This is a genomic window from Halomonas campaniensis (assembly GCF_014193375.1).
Classification (GTDB): Bacteria; Pseudomonadota; Gammaproteobacteria; order Pseudomonadales; family Halomonadaceae; genus Halomonas; species Halomonas campaniensis.
Genome location: NZ_JACHZF010000005.1, coordinates 96,000 through 111,274 on the forward strand (window position 1 = coordinate 96,000; position 15,275 = coordinate 111,274).

Annotated in this window: 13 protein-coding genes; 10 read left to right on the forward strand and 3 right to left on the reverse strand. The window is 69.5% G+C overall.

Annotated features, from left to right (window positions below; genetic code table 11):
• Positions 1 to 28 precede the first annotated feature (28 nt).
• The 6 genes from murC to lpxC all read left to right on the forward strand — a co-directional run bounded on the left by murC (position 29) and on the right by lpxC (position 6,812).
• Positions 29 to 1,441, forward strand: a complete 1,413-nt coding sequence (gene murC / locus BDK63_RS04350) for a UDP-N-acetylmuramate--L-alanine ligase (RefSeq protein WP_183330216.1) — start codon at positions 29 to 31, stop codon at positions 1,439 to 1,441.
• The gene (locus BDK63_RS04355) at positions 1,438 to 2,367 is read left to right on the forward strand and encodes a D-alanine--D-alanine ligase (RefSeq protein WP_183330111.1); all 930 of its coding nucleotides are present in this window, start codon (positions 1,438 to 1,440) and stop codon (positions 2,365 to 2,367) included. Before murC ends, BDK63_RS04355 begins: the two co-directional genes overlap by 4 nt.
• Positions 2,364 to 3,089 (forward strand): cell division protein FtsQ/DivIB, encoded by a 726-nt coding sequence (locus BDK63_RS04360; protein ID WP_183330113.1) that lies wholly within the window; start codon positions 2,364 to 2,366, stop codon positions 3,087 to 3,089. Before BDK63_RS04355 ends, BDK63_RS04360 begins: the two co-directional genes overlap by 4 nt.
• 195 nt (positions 3,090 to 3,284) lie before the next feature.
• Entirely contained in the window at positions 3,285 to 4,577 is a 1,293-nt protein-coding gene (gene ftsA, locus BDK63_RS04365) for a cell division protein FtsA (protein WP_183330115.1), read from the forward strand.
• A 35-nt stretch (positions 4,578 to 4,612) separates the two neighbouring features.
• A complete protein-coding gene (gene ftsZ / locus BDK63_RS04370; protein WP_183330117.1) occupies positions 4,613 to 5,788 on the forward strand; it encodes a cell division protein FtsZ in 1,176 nt (391 codons plus the stop codon).
• Between the two features lie 112 nt (positions 5,789 to 5,900).
• Positions 5,901 to 6,812 (forward strand): UDP-3-O-acyl-N-acetylglucosamine deacetylase, encoded by a 912-nt coding sequence (gene lpxC, locus BDK63_RS04375; protein ID WP_183330118.1) that lies wholly within the window; start codon positions 5,901 to 5,903, stop codon positions 6,810 to 6,812.
• Between the two features lie 66 nt (positions 6,813 to 6,878).
• Here the strand turns inward: lpxC and BDK63_RS04380 are convergent, their stop codons facing one another.
• A complete protein-coding gene (locus BDK63_RS04380; RefSeq protein WP_246385803.1) occupies positions 6,879 to 7,301 on the reverse strand; it encodes a DUF721 domain-containing protein in 423 nt (140 codons plus the stop codon).
• A 142-nt stretch (positions 7,302 to 7,443) separates the two neighbouring features.
• On the opposite strand from BDK63_RS04380, the gene BDK63_RS04385 reads away from it, so the two are divergent.
• The 4 genes from BDK63_RS04385 (at position 7,444) to BDK63_RS04400 (ending at position 12,923) form a co-directional block, all read left to right on the forward strand.
• Entirely contained in the window at positions 7,444 to 7,815 is a 372-nt protein-coding gene (locus tag BDK63_RS04385; protein WP_246385805.1) for a hypothetical protein, read from the forward strand.
• Positions 7,816 to 7,886: 71 nt separating this feature from the next.
• On the forward strand, positions 7,887 to 10,628 hold the full coding sequence (gene secA / locus BDK63_RS04390) for a preprotein translocase subunit SecA (RefSeq protein WP_183330122.1): 2,742 nt from the start codon (positions 7,887 to 7,889) through the stop codon (positions 10,626 to 10,628).
• Between the two features lie 35 nt (positions 10,629 to 10,663).
• On the forward strand, positions 10,664 to 11,893 hold the full coding sequence (argJ, locus tag BDK63_RS04395; protein WP_183330124.1) for a bifunctional glutamate N-acetyltransferase/amino-acid acetyltransferase ArgJ: 1,230 nt from the start codon (positions 10,664 to 10,666) through the stop codon (positions 11,891 to 11,893).
• 82 nt (positions 11,894 to 11,975) lie between these two features.
• Positions 11,976 to 12,923, forward strand: a complete 948-nt coding sequence (locus tag BDK63_RS04400; protein ID WP_183330219.1) for a Nudix family hydrolase — start codon at positions 11,976 to 11,978, stop codon at positions 12,921 to 12,923.
• Positions 12,924 to 13,137: 214 nt separating this feature from the next.
• Here BDK63_RS04400 and BDK63_RS04405 read toward each other — a convergent pair whose 3' ends face one another.
• Both BDK63_RS04405 and BDK63_RS04410 read right to left on the reverse strand, forming a co-directional pair.
• Positions 13,138 to 14,040 (reverse strand): carbon-nitrogen hydrolase, encoded by a 903-nt coding sequence (locus BDK63_RS04405; RefSeq protein ID WP_183330125.1) that lies wholly within the window; start codon positions 14,038 to 14,040, stop codon positions 13,138 to 13,140.
• A gap of 143 nt (positions 14,041 to 14,183) precedes the next feature.
• Entirely contained in the window at positions 14,184 to 15,239 is a 1,056-nt protein-coding gene (locus BDK63_RS04410) for an agmatine deiminase family protein (RefSeq protein ID WP_183330126.1), read from the reverse strand.
• Positions 15,240 to 15,275: the final 36 nt, after the last annotated feature.

Sequence of the window (15,275 nt, forward strand, 5' to 3'; positions counted from 1 at the left end):
CCCGGCGCGGCACGGCCGCGGGCTGGGCATGCGCCGCATCCGGCATATCCATTTCGTGGGCGTCGGCGGCGCCGGCATGTGCGGCATCGCCGAGGTGCTGGCCAACCAGGGCTACACGGTCAGCGGCAGCGACCTGCGCGAGTCGCCGGTGCTCACCCGGTTGCGGCAGTGCGGCATCACGGTGGCCATCGGCCACGGCGAGGAGAACGTCGCCGGGGCCGATGTGCTGGTCGTCTCCACCGCGGTGGACGAGACCAATCCCGAGATCCGCTGGGCCCACGAGCACCGCGTGCCGGTGGTGCGCCGCGCCGAGATGCTCGCCGAGCTGATGCGCTTCCGCCACGGCATTGCCGTGGCCGGGACCCATGGCAAGACCACCACCACCAGCCTGACCGCGACCCTGCTCGGCGAGGGCGGCCTCGACCCGACCTTCGTGATCGGCGGCCGGCTGACCAGCGCCGGTACCAACGCGCGCCTGGGGGAGGGCGACTACCTGGTGGCCGAGGCCGACGAGTCCGATGCCTCCTTCCTGCACCTGCAGCCCATGGTCGCCATCGTCACCAATATCGATGCAGACCACATGGCCACCTATGGGGGGGACTTCGAGAAGCTCAAGGCGACCTTCCTCGAGTTCCTGCACAACCTGCCGTTCTACGGCATGGCGATCCTCTGCCTGGATGACCCCAACGTGCGCGGACTGCTCGATCGGGTGCATCGCCAGTTCGTCACCTACGGCTTCAGCGAGGATGCCGACTACCGCATCGAGGGGTTCGTCCAGGCCGCCGGCGAGGTGCATTTCACCGCGCGCCGTCCGGCGGGCCTGGCCCCCCTCGAGGTGCGCCTGGCCATGCCCGGGCGCCACAACGCCCTCAATGCCCTGGCGGCCATCGCGGTGGCCAGCGATGCCGGCGTCGACGACGCCGCCATCCTGCGTGGCCTGTCCAGCTTCCAGGGGGTGGGGCGACGCTTCCAGGTGCATGGCCACTTCCCGGCGCCCCAGGGGGCCGGCGAGGTGATGCTGGTGGATGACTACGGGCACCATCCCCGCGAGGTGGAGATGGTGATCCAGGCGGTCCGCGCCGGCTGGCCCGAGCGGCGGCTGGTGATGGTCTACCAGCCCCATCGCTACACCCGGACCCGTGACCTCTACGAGGACTTCGTGCGCGTGCTGGCCGGCGTCGATACCCTGCTGCTGCTGGACGTCTACAGCGCCGGCGAGGCGCCGATCCCCGGGGCCGAGGGGCGCACCCTGGCGGGGTCGATCCGCCAGCGCGGCGAGGTGGACCCGATCTTCGTCCAGCACAAGAGCGAGCTGCCGGGACTGCTGGCGAGGGTGCTGCGCCCCGACGACATCCTGATCACCCAGGGCGCCGGAGACGTGGGCGGGATCGCCCTGAGCCTGGCCGAGGCGGCCCTGAAGCTCGACGAGGTGACCCTATGAGCCTGGTGAACGACCTGGGCCGCGTGGCCGTGATCTACGGCGGCCACTCCGCCGAACGCGAGGTCTCCCTGAAGAGCGGCGCCGCGGTGCTCGCGGCGCTGCAGCGGGCCGGGGTCGACGCCATCGGCTATGACCCCGCCGATGGCGGGCTGGTGGGGCTCGAGGCGCTGGCGCCGGACCGCGTGTTCATCGCCCTGCACGGCCGGGGCGGCGAGGATGGCACCCTGCAGGGGGCGCTGGAGCTGCTGGGCATCCCCTACACCGGCAGCGGCGTGCTGGCCTCGGCGCTGGGCATGGACAAGCAGCGCACCAAGCTGGTCTGGCAGGCGCTGCGGCTGCCCACGCCCGAGTCCGTCATGCTCGGCCCCGACGCCGACTGGCAGGCGGTGGTCGAGCGCCTGGGCCTGCCGCTGATCGTCAAGCCGGTCCACGAGGGCTCCACCCTGGGCATCAGCATCGTCGACAGCGCCGAGGCGCTGGCCGCGGCCTATCGCGAGGCGGCCCGCTTTGATGCCCGGGTGATGGCCGAGCGCTTCATCCAGGGGGAGGAGTACACGGTGTCGCTGCTCGGCGACGAGGTGCTGCCGGCGATCCGCGTCGAGGTGCCGGGCGGCTTCTACGACTACGACGCCAAGTACCTCTCCAACGACACCCGCTATCACCTGCCCTGCGGCCTCCCGGCCGCCGAGGAGGCCATGCTGGCCGAGCTGAGTCGCGAGGCCTTCCTGGCCATCGGCGCCGAGGGCTGGGGCCGGGTCGACGTGATGCGTGACGGCGCGGGGCGCTTCTGGCTGATCGAGGTCAACACCTCCCCCGGGATGACCGATCACAGCCTGGTCCCGCAGTCGGCGGCCCATGCGGGCATCGACTTCGAGGCCCTGGTGCTGCGCATCCTCGCCACTACCCTGGCGCCCCGCGAGGCATGAGCCGGCGCGGGGGGCTGATGGGCGTGCTGCTGCTGGCGCTGCTGGTGGGTGCCGGCGGACGGGCGCTCTGGCTGTGGCTCGACCGGCCCATCGAGCGAGTGTCGATCCGGGGCGAGCTGACCCACGTCAGCGCCGACTACCTGCGCAGCCAGCTGGCGCCGCTGATCCAGGGCGAGACCTGGCTGGCGGTCAGCCTCGCCGGACTGCGCGACGAGGCCCTGGCCATCGACTGGCTCGCCGAGGTGCGCGTCAGCCGCGAGTGGCCCAATGCCCTGACCTTCGAGCTGGTGGAACAGGTGCCGGTGGCGCGCTGGAACGACGACCAGCTGCTCAATCCCGAGGGCGAACCCTTCGCCTTCGGGCCGGTGTCGCCACCCGGCGACCTGCCGGACCTCGCCGGCCCCCCGGGCAGCGGGGCCGAGGTGCTGGCCTACCATGAACGCCTGGCCGCACGGTTCGCCGAGCTGGGGCTGTCGATGACCCAGCTGCGACTCGAGCCGCGCGGCGCCTGGCGCTTCCAGCTCGACGATGGCGTCTGGGTGATGCTGGGCCGCAACGACCGGGAAGCCCGGCTGTCTCGTCTCTCCGCCGCCTGGCAGCGTCAGCTCGGTTCCCAGGCGTCGCATATCCGCTACATCGACCTTCGATACCCCAACGGGGTGGCGGTGGCCTGGCACGGAGAAACCGAGCCCCTGGAGGACGACTCCGCGGAAGAAGGCTGAGGCCTTTTTTCGCGGGGAGGCGCGTCTCTCAGGGCATCGGCCTGTTTCTTTCGTGACAAAATCACCGTATCGTGAAGAGTGTTTTCCTTCCCGGGGTGGAGGATCAACCGAAGTTGTTCCTATAATTGGCCCCAGGTTCATTTCTTGTTTTGCAGGTCCGCCAAGCGGGCCAGGTTCGAGGAGACTCCCCGACTCATGGCAGGTCCATCCAATGCGTCCAATATGGTAGTCGGGCTGGATATCGGAACGTCCAAGGTCGTGGCGATCGTGGGTCAGCCCACCGACGATGGCAGCATCGAGATCGCCGGTATCGGCTCGCATCCTTCCCGCGGCATGAAGAAGGGAGTGGTGATCAACATCGAGTCCACCGTGCAGTCCATACAGCGCGCCGTGGAAGAGGCCGAGCTGATGGCCGGCTGTGATATCCACTCGGTCTATGTGGGCGTGGCCGGCAGCCACATCAGCTCCATGAATTCCGATGGCGTGGTGGCGATCAAGGAGCGTGAGGTCACCCCCTCCGACATCGATCGCGTCATCGATTCGGCCCGGGCCCGGGCCATCTCCGAGGGGCAGCGGGTGCTGCACGTGCTGCCCCAGGAATTCGCCATCGACACCCAGGGGGGCATCCGTGAACCCCTCGGGATGTCCGGCGTCAGGCTCGAGGCCCGCGTGCACCTGGTGACCGCGGCCCTCAATGCCGTGCAGAACATCGAGAAGTGCGTGCGCCGCTGCGGCCTCGAGGTCGACGCCATCATCCTCGAGCAGCTCGCCTCGAGCATGTCGGTACTCACCGAGGACGAGCGCGAGCTGGGGGTCTGCATGGTCGACATCGGTGGCGGCACCACCGACATCGCGGTCTTCACCGAGGGGGCCATTCGTCACACGGCGGTGATTCCCATCGCCGGCGACCAGGTCACCAACGACATCGCCATGGCCCTGCGCACGCCGACCCAGCATGCCGAGGAGATCAAGGTCAAGTATGCCTGCGCCCTCACCCAGCTGGCCGCCAGCGACGAGCTGATCAAGGTCCCCAGCGTCGGCGACCGCCCCGCCCGTGACCTCTCGCGCCAGTCCCTCGCCGAGGTGGTCGAGCCCCGCTACGAGGAGCTCTTCACCCTGGTCCGCGACGAGCTGCGCCGCAGCGGCTACGAGGACCTGGTGGCCGCCGGGGTGGTCCTGACCGGGGGAACCTCGCGGATGGAGGGGGTGGTGGAACTGGCCGAGGAGATCTTCCACATGCCGGTGCGCATCGCCTGTCCGCAGAACGTCAGGGGCCTGGCCGATGTGGTCCGCAACCCGATTTATTCGACCGGCGTCGGTTTGCTACATTACGCTTTGCAGGAGGCCCGGCAGGGGCACGGTCGACAGCAGGCACAGGGCAGCGTGATGCCGGTTCAGCCGAGGCGCGAAGACGCCTCCCGGCGCGGCTTCAGGGAAGGCATCCCGGCGCTGGATAGGCTGAAGGGCTGGTTGAAAGGAAATTTCTGACAGGATCGCCAGCGGCGGTCCAGGAGACGGGGCAAATGTTTGAACTGGTAGATAGCGCACCCTCAAGCAGCGCGGTCATCAAGGTGATCGGCGTCGGCGGCGGCGGCGGCAACGCCGTCAACCATATGGTCGAGAGCAGCATCGAGGGCGTGGAGTTCATCTGCGCCAATACCGATGCCCAGGCCCTCAAGCGAGTCGCGGCCAAGACCGTGCTCCAGCTCGGCAGCGAGATCACCAAGGGGCTCGGTGCCGGCGCCAATCCCGAGGTGGGCCGCCAGGCCGCCATGGAGGATCGCGAGCGCATCGCCGAGCTGCTCAACGGTGCCGACATGGTGTTCATCACCGCCGGCATGGGCGGCGGCACCGGCACCGGGGGCGCCCCGGTGGTGGCCCAGGTGGCCAAGGAGCTGGGCATCCTCACCGTGGCCGTGGTCACCCGTCCCTTCCCCTTCGAGGGGCCCAAGCGCATGCGCGCCGCCGAGGAGGGCATGAAGGAGCTCTCCGAGCACGTCGATTCCCTGATCACCATCCCCAACGAGAAGCTGCTCTCGGTGCTCGGCAAGAGCGCCAGCCTGCTGACCGCCTTCAGCGCCGCCAACGACGTGCTGCTGGGGGCGGTGCAGGGGATCGCCGAGCTGATCACCAGCCCGGGCATCATCAACGTCGACTTCGCCGACGTGCGCACCGTGATGTCCGAGATGGGCATGGCGATGATGGGCACCGGCGGTGCCACCGGCGAGAACCGCGCCCGGGAGGCCGCCGAGAAGGCGATCCGCAGTCCGCTGCTGGAGGACATCGACCTCCACGGCGCCCGCGGCATCCTGGTCAACATCACTGCGGGCCCCGACCTCTCCATCGGCGAGTTCAACGACGTGGGCGCCACCGTCCAGGAGTTCGCCTCCCAGGACGCCACCATCGTGGTGGGCACCTCCATCGACATGGAGATGACCGACGAGCTGCGGGTCACCGTGGTGGCCGCCGGCCTCGACGGCCGCCAGCAGCAGAAGTCGGCCGCCCGCGAGGGCGTGAAGCGCGCCGAGGGCGGCAGCGACTACCGCCAGCGCCAGGCGCAGCCGGCCATGCGCCAGCAGGCCGCCCGCGCCGCCGCCGAGCCGGAAGAGGCCGCCAAGCCCCGGGCCGAGAAGCGCCGCTCCCAGGAGCTCGACGACTACCTCGACATCCCGGCCTTCCTGCGCCGTCAGGCCGATTGAGTCGCGCTATCGAGCCAGTAGGACATGCCGGGCGAGGTTTCTTTGTTGAAACACTCGTTCGGTGTTATAGTGAACGGTGTTTGATAACCGATAAACAGCCTGGCCACCGCTCATGATCAGACAACGCACCCTGAAGAACGTCATCCGCGCCACTGGCGTCGGTCTGCACTCCGGCAAGAAGGTCTACATGACCCTGCGCCCGGCCCCCGTGGATACCGGCATCGTCTTCGTGCGTACCGATCTCGATCCCGAGGTGCAGATTCCGGCCCGTGCCGAGTACGTCACCGACACGACCCTGTGCACCGCGCTGACCCGCGACGGGGCCAAGGTTGCCACCGTCGAGCACCTGATGTCGGCCCTCGCCGGCCTGGGCATCGACAATGCCTATGTCGACCTGAGCGCCCCCGAGGTGCCGATCATGGACGGCAGTGCCGGCCCCTTCGTGTTCCTGATCCAGTCGGCCGGCATCAGCGAGCAGAATGCCCCGAAGAAGTTCATTCGCATCAAGCGCGAGGTCGTGGTGCGCGACGGCGACAAGGAGGCGATCTTCCTGCCCCATCGGGGCTTCAAGGTCTCCTTCTCCATCGACTTCGACCACCCCGTCTTCGAGGACCAGAAGCAGACCGCGGTGGTGGACTTCTCCACGACCTCCTTCGTCAAGGAAGTGTCGCGGGCGCGCACCTTCGGCTTCATGCGGGACCTGGAGTACCTGCGCTCCAACAACCTGGCCCTGGGCGGCAGCCTCGACAACGCGATCGTGGTGGACGACTACCGCATCGTCAACGAGGGCGGGCTGCGCTACGACGACGAGTTCGTCAAGCACAAGGTGCTGGACGCCATCGGCGACCTCTACCAGCTCGGCCACAGCCTGATCGGCGAGTTCCGTGGCGTGAAGTCCGGCCATGCACTCAACAACCAGCTGTGTCGTGCCTTGATGGCCCAGCCCGAGGCCTTCGAGCTGGTCACCTTCGAGGACGAGGCCGAGATCGCCCCGATCTCCTATGCGGCGCCGGCCATGGCCTGACGCCGTCCTCGAGCCAGGCATCGACGACGCCGCCCCCGGCAGGGGGCGGCGTCGTCGTGTCAGGGCTCAGTGGCGCTCGGCATGGGAGGCGAGGCGCTCCAGCGCGCGCTTCAGCCGCGGATCCTCCACGTCGGCGGCACAGCTGGCCAGCTCGTCGGCGGCGTGCAGGGGCAGGTCGCGCACCTGGCGCAGGGGCACCTTGACCGGGCGCACCGGGCGCACCTTGAACTGGAAGCCGTTGACCGCCTCGAAGCCGTGCAGCTGGTGCAGCAGGCCGAGCAGCCGACGCTGCTCGTAGCGCAGCCAGGTCAGCCATACGGCCCGGTCGGTGATCAGGGTGAGTCGCCCGTCACGGAAGCCGCCCACGTGGAGGTGCTCGCGCACCTCCTCGGGCAGATGGTCGCGCAGGTGCTGCTGGGCGCGCTCGATCATCCTGGCCGTGCGCATCAGCGACCCGAGCTCGCCGCGACCCTCCAGGAGTCGGGACATGGACTGGGCTCGCGCGCGCTTAACCTTTATACTCATGGGCTTGTTTCTCGGGGCTTTCGCCTGGGTTCGGCTCGGCCGGAGCCGGCATGGGCCTTGCCTTCTGGATCGAAAGCCTAGCACGCTCGGGAGTCCCTCGACAGCCATGCCCTGTGCCCCCCTCGACCGCCCGCTGGCCGATGCGCCCGGTGCCCCGTCGCAGCGCTCGACGCCGCGCCGGCCGGCGCGCTGGTGGCTGGCCGGGCTGCTGGTGGGTTGCCTGCTGCCGGCCGGCCTGGCCCACGCCGATGGGCTGCGCCATGCCGAGCGGATCGTGCAGATCTGCATTCTTGCCCCGGCGCTCATCCGCGCGAGCTCGCGCCTCCAGGCACGCCGGCGCGCCCTGGTGCGCTGGCCTGTCGGGCCCGTCTGCCTGGCGCCCCCCGCGCGCCTTCCCTTCCTGCCGTGGCCGCAGCGGCGGGCCACGGCCGCCCACGACGTGCTTACGCGTCGTGGCCCCCCTGCGTGGGCACGCTGAGCCATCCCCGAACTGAACGGCCGGCCGCCGCGGGCGCCGGCACGATGCCACACGCAGAAACTGGACCTTTCATGATCAACTCCCTGTTACGCAAGGTCGTCGGCTCCAAGAACGACCGTGAAGTCAAGCGCATGGGCCGCCAGGTCGACCGGGTCACGGCGTTGGAGAGCGAGCTCGAGGCGCTGGACGACGCCACCCTGCAGGCGCGCACCGCCGACTTCCGCGGCCGCCTGGAGGCCGGCGAGCCCCTCGACGGCCTGCTTCCCGAGGCCTTTGCCACCGTCCGCGAGGCCGGCAAGCGGGTGATGGGCATGCGCCACTTCGACGTGCAGATGGTCGGCGGCATGACGCTGCACAATGGCCGCATCGCCGAGATGAAGACCGGCGAGGGCAAGACCCTGGTGGCGACGCTCGCCGTCTACCTCAATGCCCTGCCGGGCAAGGGGGTCCACGTGGTCACGGTCAACGACTACCTGGCCCGTCGCGACGCCGAGTGGATGCGTCCCCTGTACGAGTTCCTCGGGCTCTCGGTGGGCATCATCTTCTCTGGCCAGACCTCCGAGGAGAAGCGCGCGGCCTACGCCTGCGACATCACCTACGGCACCAACAACGAGTTCGGCTTCGACTACCTGCGCGACAACATGGCCTTCTCCCTGGAGGACAAGGTGCAGCGCGGGCTCCACTACGCCATCGTCGACGAGGTGGACTCGATCCTGATCGACGAGGCGCGCACCCCGCTGATCATCTCCGGTGCCGTGGACGAGAACACCGAGCTCTACCGGGTGGTGGACCGCCTGGCGGCGCATCTTGTGCGGGGTGAGGTGTCGGAAGACGCCGACGCGCCGGTAGAAGGTGACTTCATCCTGGACGAGAAGCACAAGCAGGTGGAGATCACCGAGACCGGCCACAACAAGGTCGAGGAGCTGATGCGCGGCGAGGGGCTGCTGGGCGAGGAGGAGTCCCTCTACGCGGCCCAGAACCTCAACCTGCTGCACCACATGCACTCCGCGCTGCGCGCCCGCCACCTCTACCATCGTGACGTGGACTACATCGTCGCCGACGGCCAGGTGGTGATCGTCGACGAGCACACCGGCCGCACCATGCCGGGTCGCCGCTGGTCCGAGGGGCTCCACCAGGCGGTGGAGGCCAAGGAGGGCGTGACGGTCCAGCGCGAGAGCCAGACCCTGGCCTCGACCACCTTCCAGAACTACTTCCGCCTCTACGACAAGCTGGCCGGGATGACCGGCACCGCCGACACCGAGGCCTTCGAGTTCCGCCAGATCTACGGCCTCGACGTGGTGGTGATCCCCACCAACAGGCCGCTGGTCCGCCGTGACCTCAACGACCTGGTCTACCTCACCGCCGAGGAGAAGTTCGAGGCGATCATCAAGGACGTCCAGGCCGAGACCGAGGCCGGACGCCCGGTGCTGGTGGGCACCGCGTCCATCGAGACCTCGGAGTACCTGGCCAACCTGATGAAGCAGGCGGGGATGACGTTCAACGTGCTCAACGCCAAGCAGCACCAGAGCGAGGCGGAGATCATCGCCCAGGCCGGTCGCCCCGGGGCGATCACCATCGCCACCAACATGGCCGGCCGCGGCACCGATATCGTGCTGGGCGGCAACTGGGAGGCCGAGGCGGCCAAGCTGGACAACCCCGGCCCCGAGCAGATCGAGCGCCTCAAGGCCGAGTGGCAGGCGCGCCACGAGGCGGTGCTGGCCGCCGGCGGCCTGCACGTGGTCGGCTCCGAGCGCCACGAGTCGCGGCGCATCGACAACCAGCTGCGCGGCCGGGCCGGCCGCCAGGGGGACCCGGGCTCGACGCGCTTCTTCCTGTCGCTGGAGGACAGCCTGATGCGGCTGTTCGGCTCCGACCGGGTGCAGCGCATGATGAAGGCGCTGGGCCTGGAGCACGGCGAGGCGATCGAGCACAAGATGGTCTCCAACGCCGTGGAGCGGGCCCAGAAGAAGGTCGAGAGCCGCAACTTCGACATCCGCAAGCAGCTGCTCGAGTACGACGACGTGGCCAACGACCAGCGGCGGGTGATCTACGAGCAGCGCAACGAGATCCTCGCCGCCGAGGACGTCTCCGACGCCGTGATGGGGATCCGCGAGGAGGTCTTCGACCTGGCCATCAGCGACTACGTGCCCCCCCAGAGCCTGCCCGAGCAGTGGGACCTCGCGGGGCTGCAGGACCATCTCAAGGCCGAGTTCCACCTGGAGGCGCCGGTGGTGCAGTGGGCCGAGGAGGACGAGCGCTTCCACGAGGAGCAGCTGCGTGAGCGCCTGCAGGCGATGCACCGCGAGACCTACCAGGCCAAGGTGGAGGAGGCCGGTGCCGAGCTGATGCGCCGCTTCGAGAAGCAGGTGATGCTGCAGGTGCTCGACACCCGCTGGAAGGAGCACCTGCAGTCCATGGACCACCTGCGGCGCGGCATCCACCTGCGCGGCTATGCCCAGAAGAACCCCAAGCAGGAGTACAAGCGCGAGTCCTTCGAGCTGTTCCAGAGCCTGCTGGCCAACATCAAGTCCGATGTGACCCGCATCCTGAGCCATGTGCAGGTGCGGCGTCCCGAGGAGGTCGAGGAGCTCGAGCGCCAGCGGCGCGAGGCGCTGGAGCGCGAGAAGGCCAGCGCGGCGAGCCGCCACGACGAGCCCGCGGCGGCCGTCGGCGACACCGGCAACGAGGCGGCGGTACCGCCCGGCGCCGATGGTCGGCCGGTGCGCCGTGAGGGACCCAAGGTGGGGCGCAACGATCCCTGTCCCTGCGGCTCCGGCAAGAAGTACAAGCAGTGCTGCGGCAAGCTGAGCTGAACACGGCGCACGCCAACCAGACAGGAGACGAGACGATGGCAGTGGGTGACGCGAGCTTTCCGGCGATGCCGGTGATCGAGGGGCTGCGCCTGGGCACCGCCATGGCCGGCATCAAGAAGTCCGGCCGGCGCGACCTGGTGGTGATCGAGATACCCGAGGGCGCCAGGGTGGCAGGCAGCTTCACCCGCAACGCCTTCTGCGCGGCCCCGGTGACGGTGGCCCGCGAGCACCAGGCGGCCTGCGTGGCTCGGGGCGAGGGGGCGCGCTACCTGGTGGTCAATACCGGCAACGCCAACGCCGGCACCGGCGAGACGGGCCTGCGTGACGCCCGGGCCACCTGTGCCGAGCTGGCACGGCTGGCCGGGGTGGGGGAGCATGCCGTGCTGCCGTTCTCCACCGGGGTCATCGGCGAGCCGCTGCCCATGGACCGGCTGGTCGCCGGCCTGCCGGCGGCACTCCAGGCCCTGGACGACGGCCCCGAGGCGTGGCAGCTGGCCGGCGAGGGCATCCTGACCACCGACACCCGCCCCAAGGGGGCCAGCGTGACCCTGACCCTGGGCGACGAGACCGTGACCATCAACGGCATCAGCAAGGGCTCGGGGATGATCCAGCCCAACATGGCCACCATGCTGGCGTTCGTGGCCACCGATGCCACTATCGAGCAGGGGGTGCTCGACGCCCTGCTGCGCGAGACCGTGGACCGCTCCTTCAACTGCATCACGGTGGACGGCGACACCTCCACCAACGACGCCTGCATGCTGATCAGCACCGGCCGCGGGGCGGTCATCGCCGGGGAGGAGTCCCTGACGGTGTTCCGCAACGGGCTGCAGCGGGTGATGACCGAGCTGGCCCAGGCGATCATCCGCGACGGCGAGGGGGCGACCAAGTTCGTCACCCTGCAGGTCAACGCGGCGGCCAGCCGCCGCGAGGCGCTGGACGTGGCCTTCACCGTGGCCCACTCGCCGCTGGTCAAGACCGCCCTGTACGCCTCGGATGCCAACTGGGGACGCATCCTGGCCGCGGTGGGGCGTGCCCCGGTGGCGGATTTCGATGTGTCCCGGGTGACCATCGACCTCGGTGAGGTTCGCCTGGTGGAAGGGGGCGGGCGGGCGCCCGGCTATACCGAGGAGGCGGGCAGTGCGGTGATGGCCCGCGAGGAGATCGTCATCCGCATCGACCTGGCGCGGGGCGAGGAGAGTGCCACGGTGTGGACCTCGGACCTCTCCCACGAGTACGTGACCATCAACGCCGACTATCGCAGCTGATCGGGTGGCGGAGGCCGCCCATCGCCAGACAGAGAACCCCGCGCCGTCGGGCGCGGGCCAGTGGGAAAGGTGAATGAACGCAATGGTGAAGAGAAGGGTGCACGTGGCGGCCGCCGCCATCATCAGCGCCGACGGCGGCGAGGTGCTTATCGCGCGCCGGCCGTCCAATGTCGATCACGGCGGCCTGTGGGAGTTTCCCGGGGGCAAGCTGGCTCCCTACGAGACGGGCCTGGGCGGCCTCAAGCGCGAGCTCCACGAGGAGCTGGGCGTGGAGATCCAGCGCGCCCAGCCGCTGATCCGCATCCATCACGAGTATCCCGATAAGCACATCCTGCTCGATGTCTGGCAGGTCCACGACTTCTCCGGAGAGCCCTTCGGCCGCGAGGGGCAGGCGGTGCGCTGGGTACCGATGAAGGACCTGGTCAACTACCCGTTCCCGGCGGCCAACCTGCCGATCCTGAGAGCGGTGATGCTGCCCACCGAGTACCTGATCACCGCCGAGGAAGCGGACGAGGGGCTGTTCGCCCAGCGCCTGGAGCGTGCCTTGGTGGAGGATGGCGTGCGCCTGGTGCAGCTGCGTGCCAAGTCGCTGGACGAGGCGGCGTATGTTGCCCGGGCGGAGGCCTCGCTGGCGCTGTGTCGGCAGCATGGCGCGCGCCTGCTGCTCAACGGCGAGCCTGCGCTGCTGGAGCGGGTCGAGGCCGACGGCATCCACCTGACCAGCGACCGGCTGATGTCGCTGGAGCGCCGGCCCATCGCCGAGGGCAAGTGGCTCTCCGCCTCGACCCACGACCGGGCCCAGCTGGTGCAGGCCGGCCGCCTGGGCTGTGACTTCGTGACCCTCTCGCCGCTGCGTACCACCCCCTCGCACCCGGAGGTGCCGCCCATGGGCTGGCATGACTTCCAGGAGCTGGTCGAGCGAGCCGCCATGCCGGTCTTCGCGCTGGGCGGGATGACACGCTTCGATGCCAATCATGCCCGTGCCGTGGGCGCCCAGGGGATCGCCTCGATCCGCGATTTCTGGAAGTAACCCGCGCCGAGCGCCCGGCGCCCAGCTGCTCGGTGACGGGCAGCAGGTGTCGAGGCTGATAAACAGAAACCCCGTCAGTTCAAAACTGACGGGGTTTCTTCGTTGATACCAGAAATGCCGATGACATTATCCTGCTAGGCGCTAGGCGCTAGGCGCTAGGCGCTAGGCGCTAGGCGCTAGGCGCTAGGCGCTAGGCGCTAGGCGCTAGGCGCTGTCAGTCCCGATAGCGCCGCGTGAGATCCCCATAGGCGTCGATGCGGCGGTCCCGGAGGTACGGCCAGATGCGCCGGACCTGCTCGCCGCGGTCCATGTCCAGGGTCACCAGCAGGCGTTCGGCCTGGACGCCGGCGTGGGCCAGCAGCTCCCCCTGGGGGCCGCAGATGAAGCTGCCGCCCCAGAAGTCGATGCCGCGGCCCACGCCGGAGTGGTCCGGCTCGTGGCCGACCCGGTTGGCGACGATGACCGGCAGCCCGTTGGCCACGCCATGGCTGCGCTGGATCAGCGTCCAGGCGTCCTTCTGGCGCGTCTTCTCGGCGTCGTCGTCCGCCGGGTCCCAGCCGATGGCGGTGGGATAGAGCAGCAGCTCCGCCCCGGCCAGCGCCATCAGCCGCGCGCCCTCGGGGTACCACTGGTCCCAGCACACCAGCAGGCCGAGCCGGCCCACCGAGGTGTCGATGGGCGCAAAGCCCTGGCCGCGGGCCTCGTCGGCATCCCCGGGGGTGAAGTAGAACTTCTCGTAGAAGCCGGGATCGTCGGGGATGTGCATCTTGCGGTAGTGGCCCACGGCACCGAGCTTGCGGTCGTAGACCACCGCGGTGTTGTGGTAGAGGCCCGGCGCGCGGCGCTCGAACAGCGAGCCCACCAGCACGATGTCGAGCTCCGCGGCCAGTGCCGCCAGGCGCGTGCCGGTGGGGCCGTCCAGGGGCTCGGCCAGGTCGAACAGCTCGGTGTCCTCGTACTGGCAGAAGTAGTGGGTGGCATGCAGCTCCTGGAGCATGACCAGCTCGGCGCCGGCGGCGGCCAGCTCGCGGATGCCGGCCTCGCTCTCGGCGAGGCTTCGGGCCTTGTCGAGCCAGGCGGGCTGCTGGACCAGGCCGACCTTCAGATGGCGGGGCATGATGAATTCTCCTCGTGTGTCTCTTCTCGAGGCGGGTCCGGCGACAGGTCTCTGCGGGGGCGCTGTGGATACTTCCCTGTACGCTACCTTTTCCTTCCCTGGAAAAGGACCCCCGCGACGACCTGTCCCCGGCGCCTCTTGCTTCAGGTGGCGGCCGTCTTCTCGATGGCCAGGCTGCCCTTGGGCAGCTGCATGGTCAGGCAGTGCAGGCTGCCGTGCTGGCGGATCACGCTTAGGCAATCGATGGGGATGATATCGCGCCCCGGGAAGGCGCCGGCCAGGGCGGTGAGCGCCCGGGTGTCGGCGGCGTCGCCGTAGGTGGGCACCAGCACGGCGCCGTTGATGATAAGGAAGTTGGCATAGGTGGCCGGCAGGCGGTGGCCGTCCACCGGGTCGAGGCAGGGCCTCGGCCAGGGCAGCGGCACCAGCCGGTAGGGCTCGCCGTCGATGCGGCGCAGCGCCCGGAGCTCGGCCTCCATGGCGGAGAGCGCCGGGAAGTGCGGGTCACGGGGGTCGTCGCAGCGCACATAGGCGATGGTGCCCGGGTCGCAGAAGCGCGCCAGGGTGTCCACGTGGCTGTCGGTGTCGTCGCCTTCCAGGTGGCCGTGGGCCAGCCACAGCACCCGGGTGACCCCGAAGTCCTCGTGCAGCCAGTCCTCCACCGCCTGGCGGTCCAGGCCGGGATTGCGGTTGGGGTTGAGCAGGCACGCCTCGGTGGTCAGCAGGGTGCCCTCGCCGTCGCTCTCGATGGCACCGCCCTCCAGCACCAGGCCGCGCTCGCTCACCGGGCAGGCGTAGAGGCCGGCCTCCGCCAGGCGACGGGTCAGGGTGTTGTCCCGGCCGGCGGGAAACTTGCCGCCCCAGCCGGTGAAGACGTAGTCATGCAGGCGCAGCGCGCCGTTCTCCTCCACGGTCAGCGGGCCGTGGTCGCGGGCCCAGGTGTCGTCGGCCGGTGCCACCACCAGGCGCAGCCGCTCGCCGGGCACGCCCAGGTGCGCGAAGCGGCCGGCCAAGTGGGTGCGGGTGGCGGTGTCGGGGACGCTGACCAGCACCGACTGGTAGCGGGTGATGGCGACCACCATGGCCTCGAGGGTGGCCTCGATGCGCTCGAGCATGGGGGCCCAGTCGCTCTCGGGGCCGGGCCAGGTGAGCTGGACGGCGTCCTGGGGATGCCATTCGGGGAGCAGGCGGATGGCCATCGTGCGGGGCCTCGTGGTGGCATGGGTGTGGTCGCG

What these genes read in the sequence shown, in the direction of transcription:
- ftsA (WP_183330115.1), top strand. Translation starts at nt 3,285, where the DNA reads ATGGCAGGTCCATCCAATGCGTCCAATATGGTAGTCGGGCTGGATATC.
- lpxC (WP_183330118.1), top strand. Translation starts at nt 5,901, where the DNA reads ATGATCAGACAACGCACCCTGAAGAACGTCATCCGCGCCACTGGCGTC.
- BDK63_RS04385 (WP_246385805.1), top strand. Translation starts at nt 7,444, where the DNA reads ATGCCCTGTGCCCCCCTCGACCGCCCGCTGGCCGATGCGCCCGGTGCC.
- secA (WP_183330122.1), top strand. Translation starts at nt 7,887, where the DNA reads ATGATCAACTCCCTGTTACGCAAGGTCGTCGGCTCCAAGAACGACCGT.
- ftsZ (WP_183330117.1), top strand. Translation starts at nt 4,613, where the DNA reads ATGTTTGAACTGGTAGATAGCGCACCCTCAAGCAGCGCGGTCATCAAG.
- BDK63_RS04380 (WP_246385803.1), bottom strand. Translation starts at nt 7,301, where the DNA reads ATGTCCCGACTCCTGGAGGGTCGCGGCGAGCTCGGGTCGCTGATGCGC.
- BDK63_RS04355 (WP_183330111.1), top strand. Translation starts at nt 1,438, where the DNA reads ATGAGCCTGGTGAACGACCTGGGCCGCGTGGCCGTGATCTACGGCGGC.
- BDK63_RS04360 (WP_183330113.1), top strand. Translation starts at nt 2,364, where the DNA reads ATGAGCCGGCGCGGGGGGCTGATGGGCGTGCTGCTGCTGGCGCTGCTG.
- BDK63_RS04410 (WP_183330126.1), bottom strand. Translation starts at nt 15,239, where the DNA reads ATGGCCATCCGCCTGCTCCCCGAATGGCATCCCCAGGACGCCGTCCAG.
- BDK63_RS04400 (WP_183330219.1), top strand. Translation starts at nt 11,976, where the DNA reads ATGGTGAAGAGAAGGGTGCACGTGGCGGCCGCCGCCATCATCAGCGCC.
- argJ (WP_183330124.1), top strand. Translation starts at nt 10,664, where the DNA reads ATGGCAGTGGGTGACGCGAGCTTTCCGGCGATGCCGGTGATCGAGGGG.
- BDK63_RS04405 (WP_183330125.1), bottom strand. Translation starts at nt 14,040, where the DNA reads ATGCCCCGCCATCTGAAGGTCGGCCTGGTCCAGCAGCCCGCCTGGCTC.
- murC (WP_183330216.1), top strand. Translation starts at nt 29, where the DNA reads ATGCGCCGCATCCGGCATATCCATTTCGTGGGCGTCGGCGGCGCCGGC.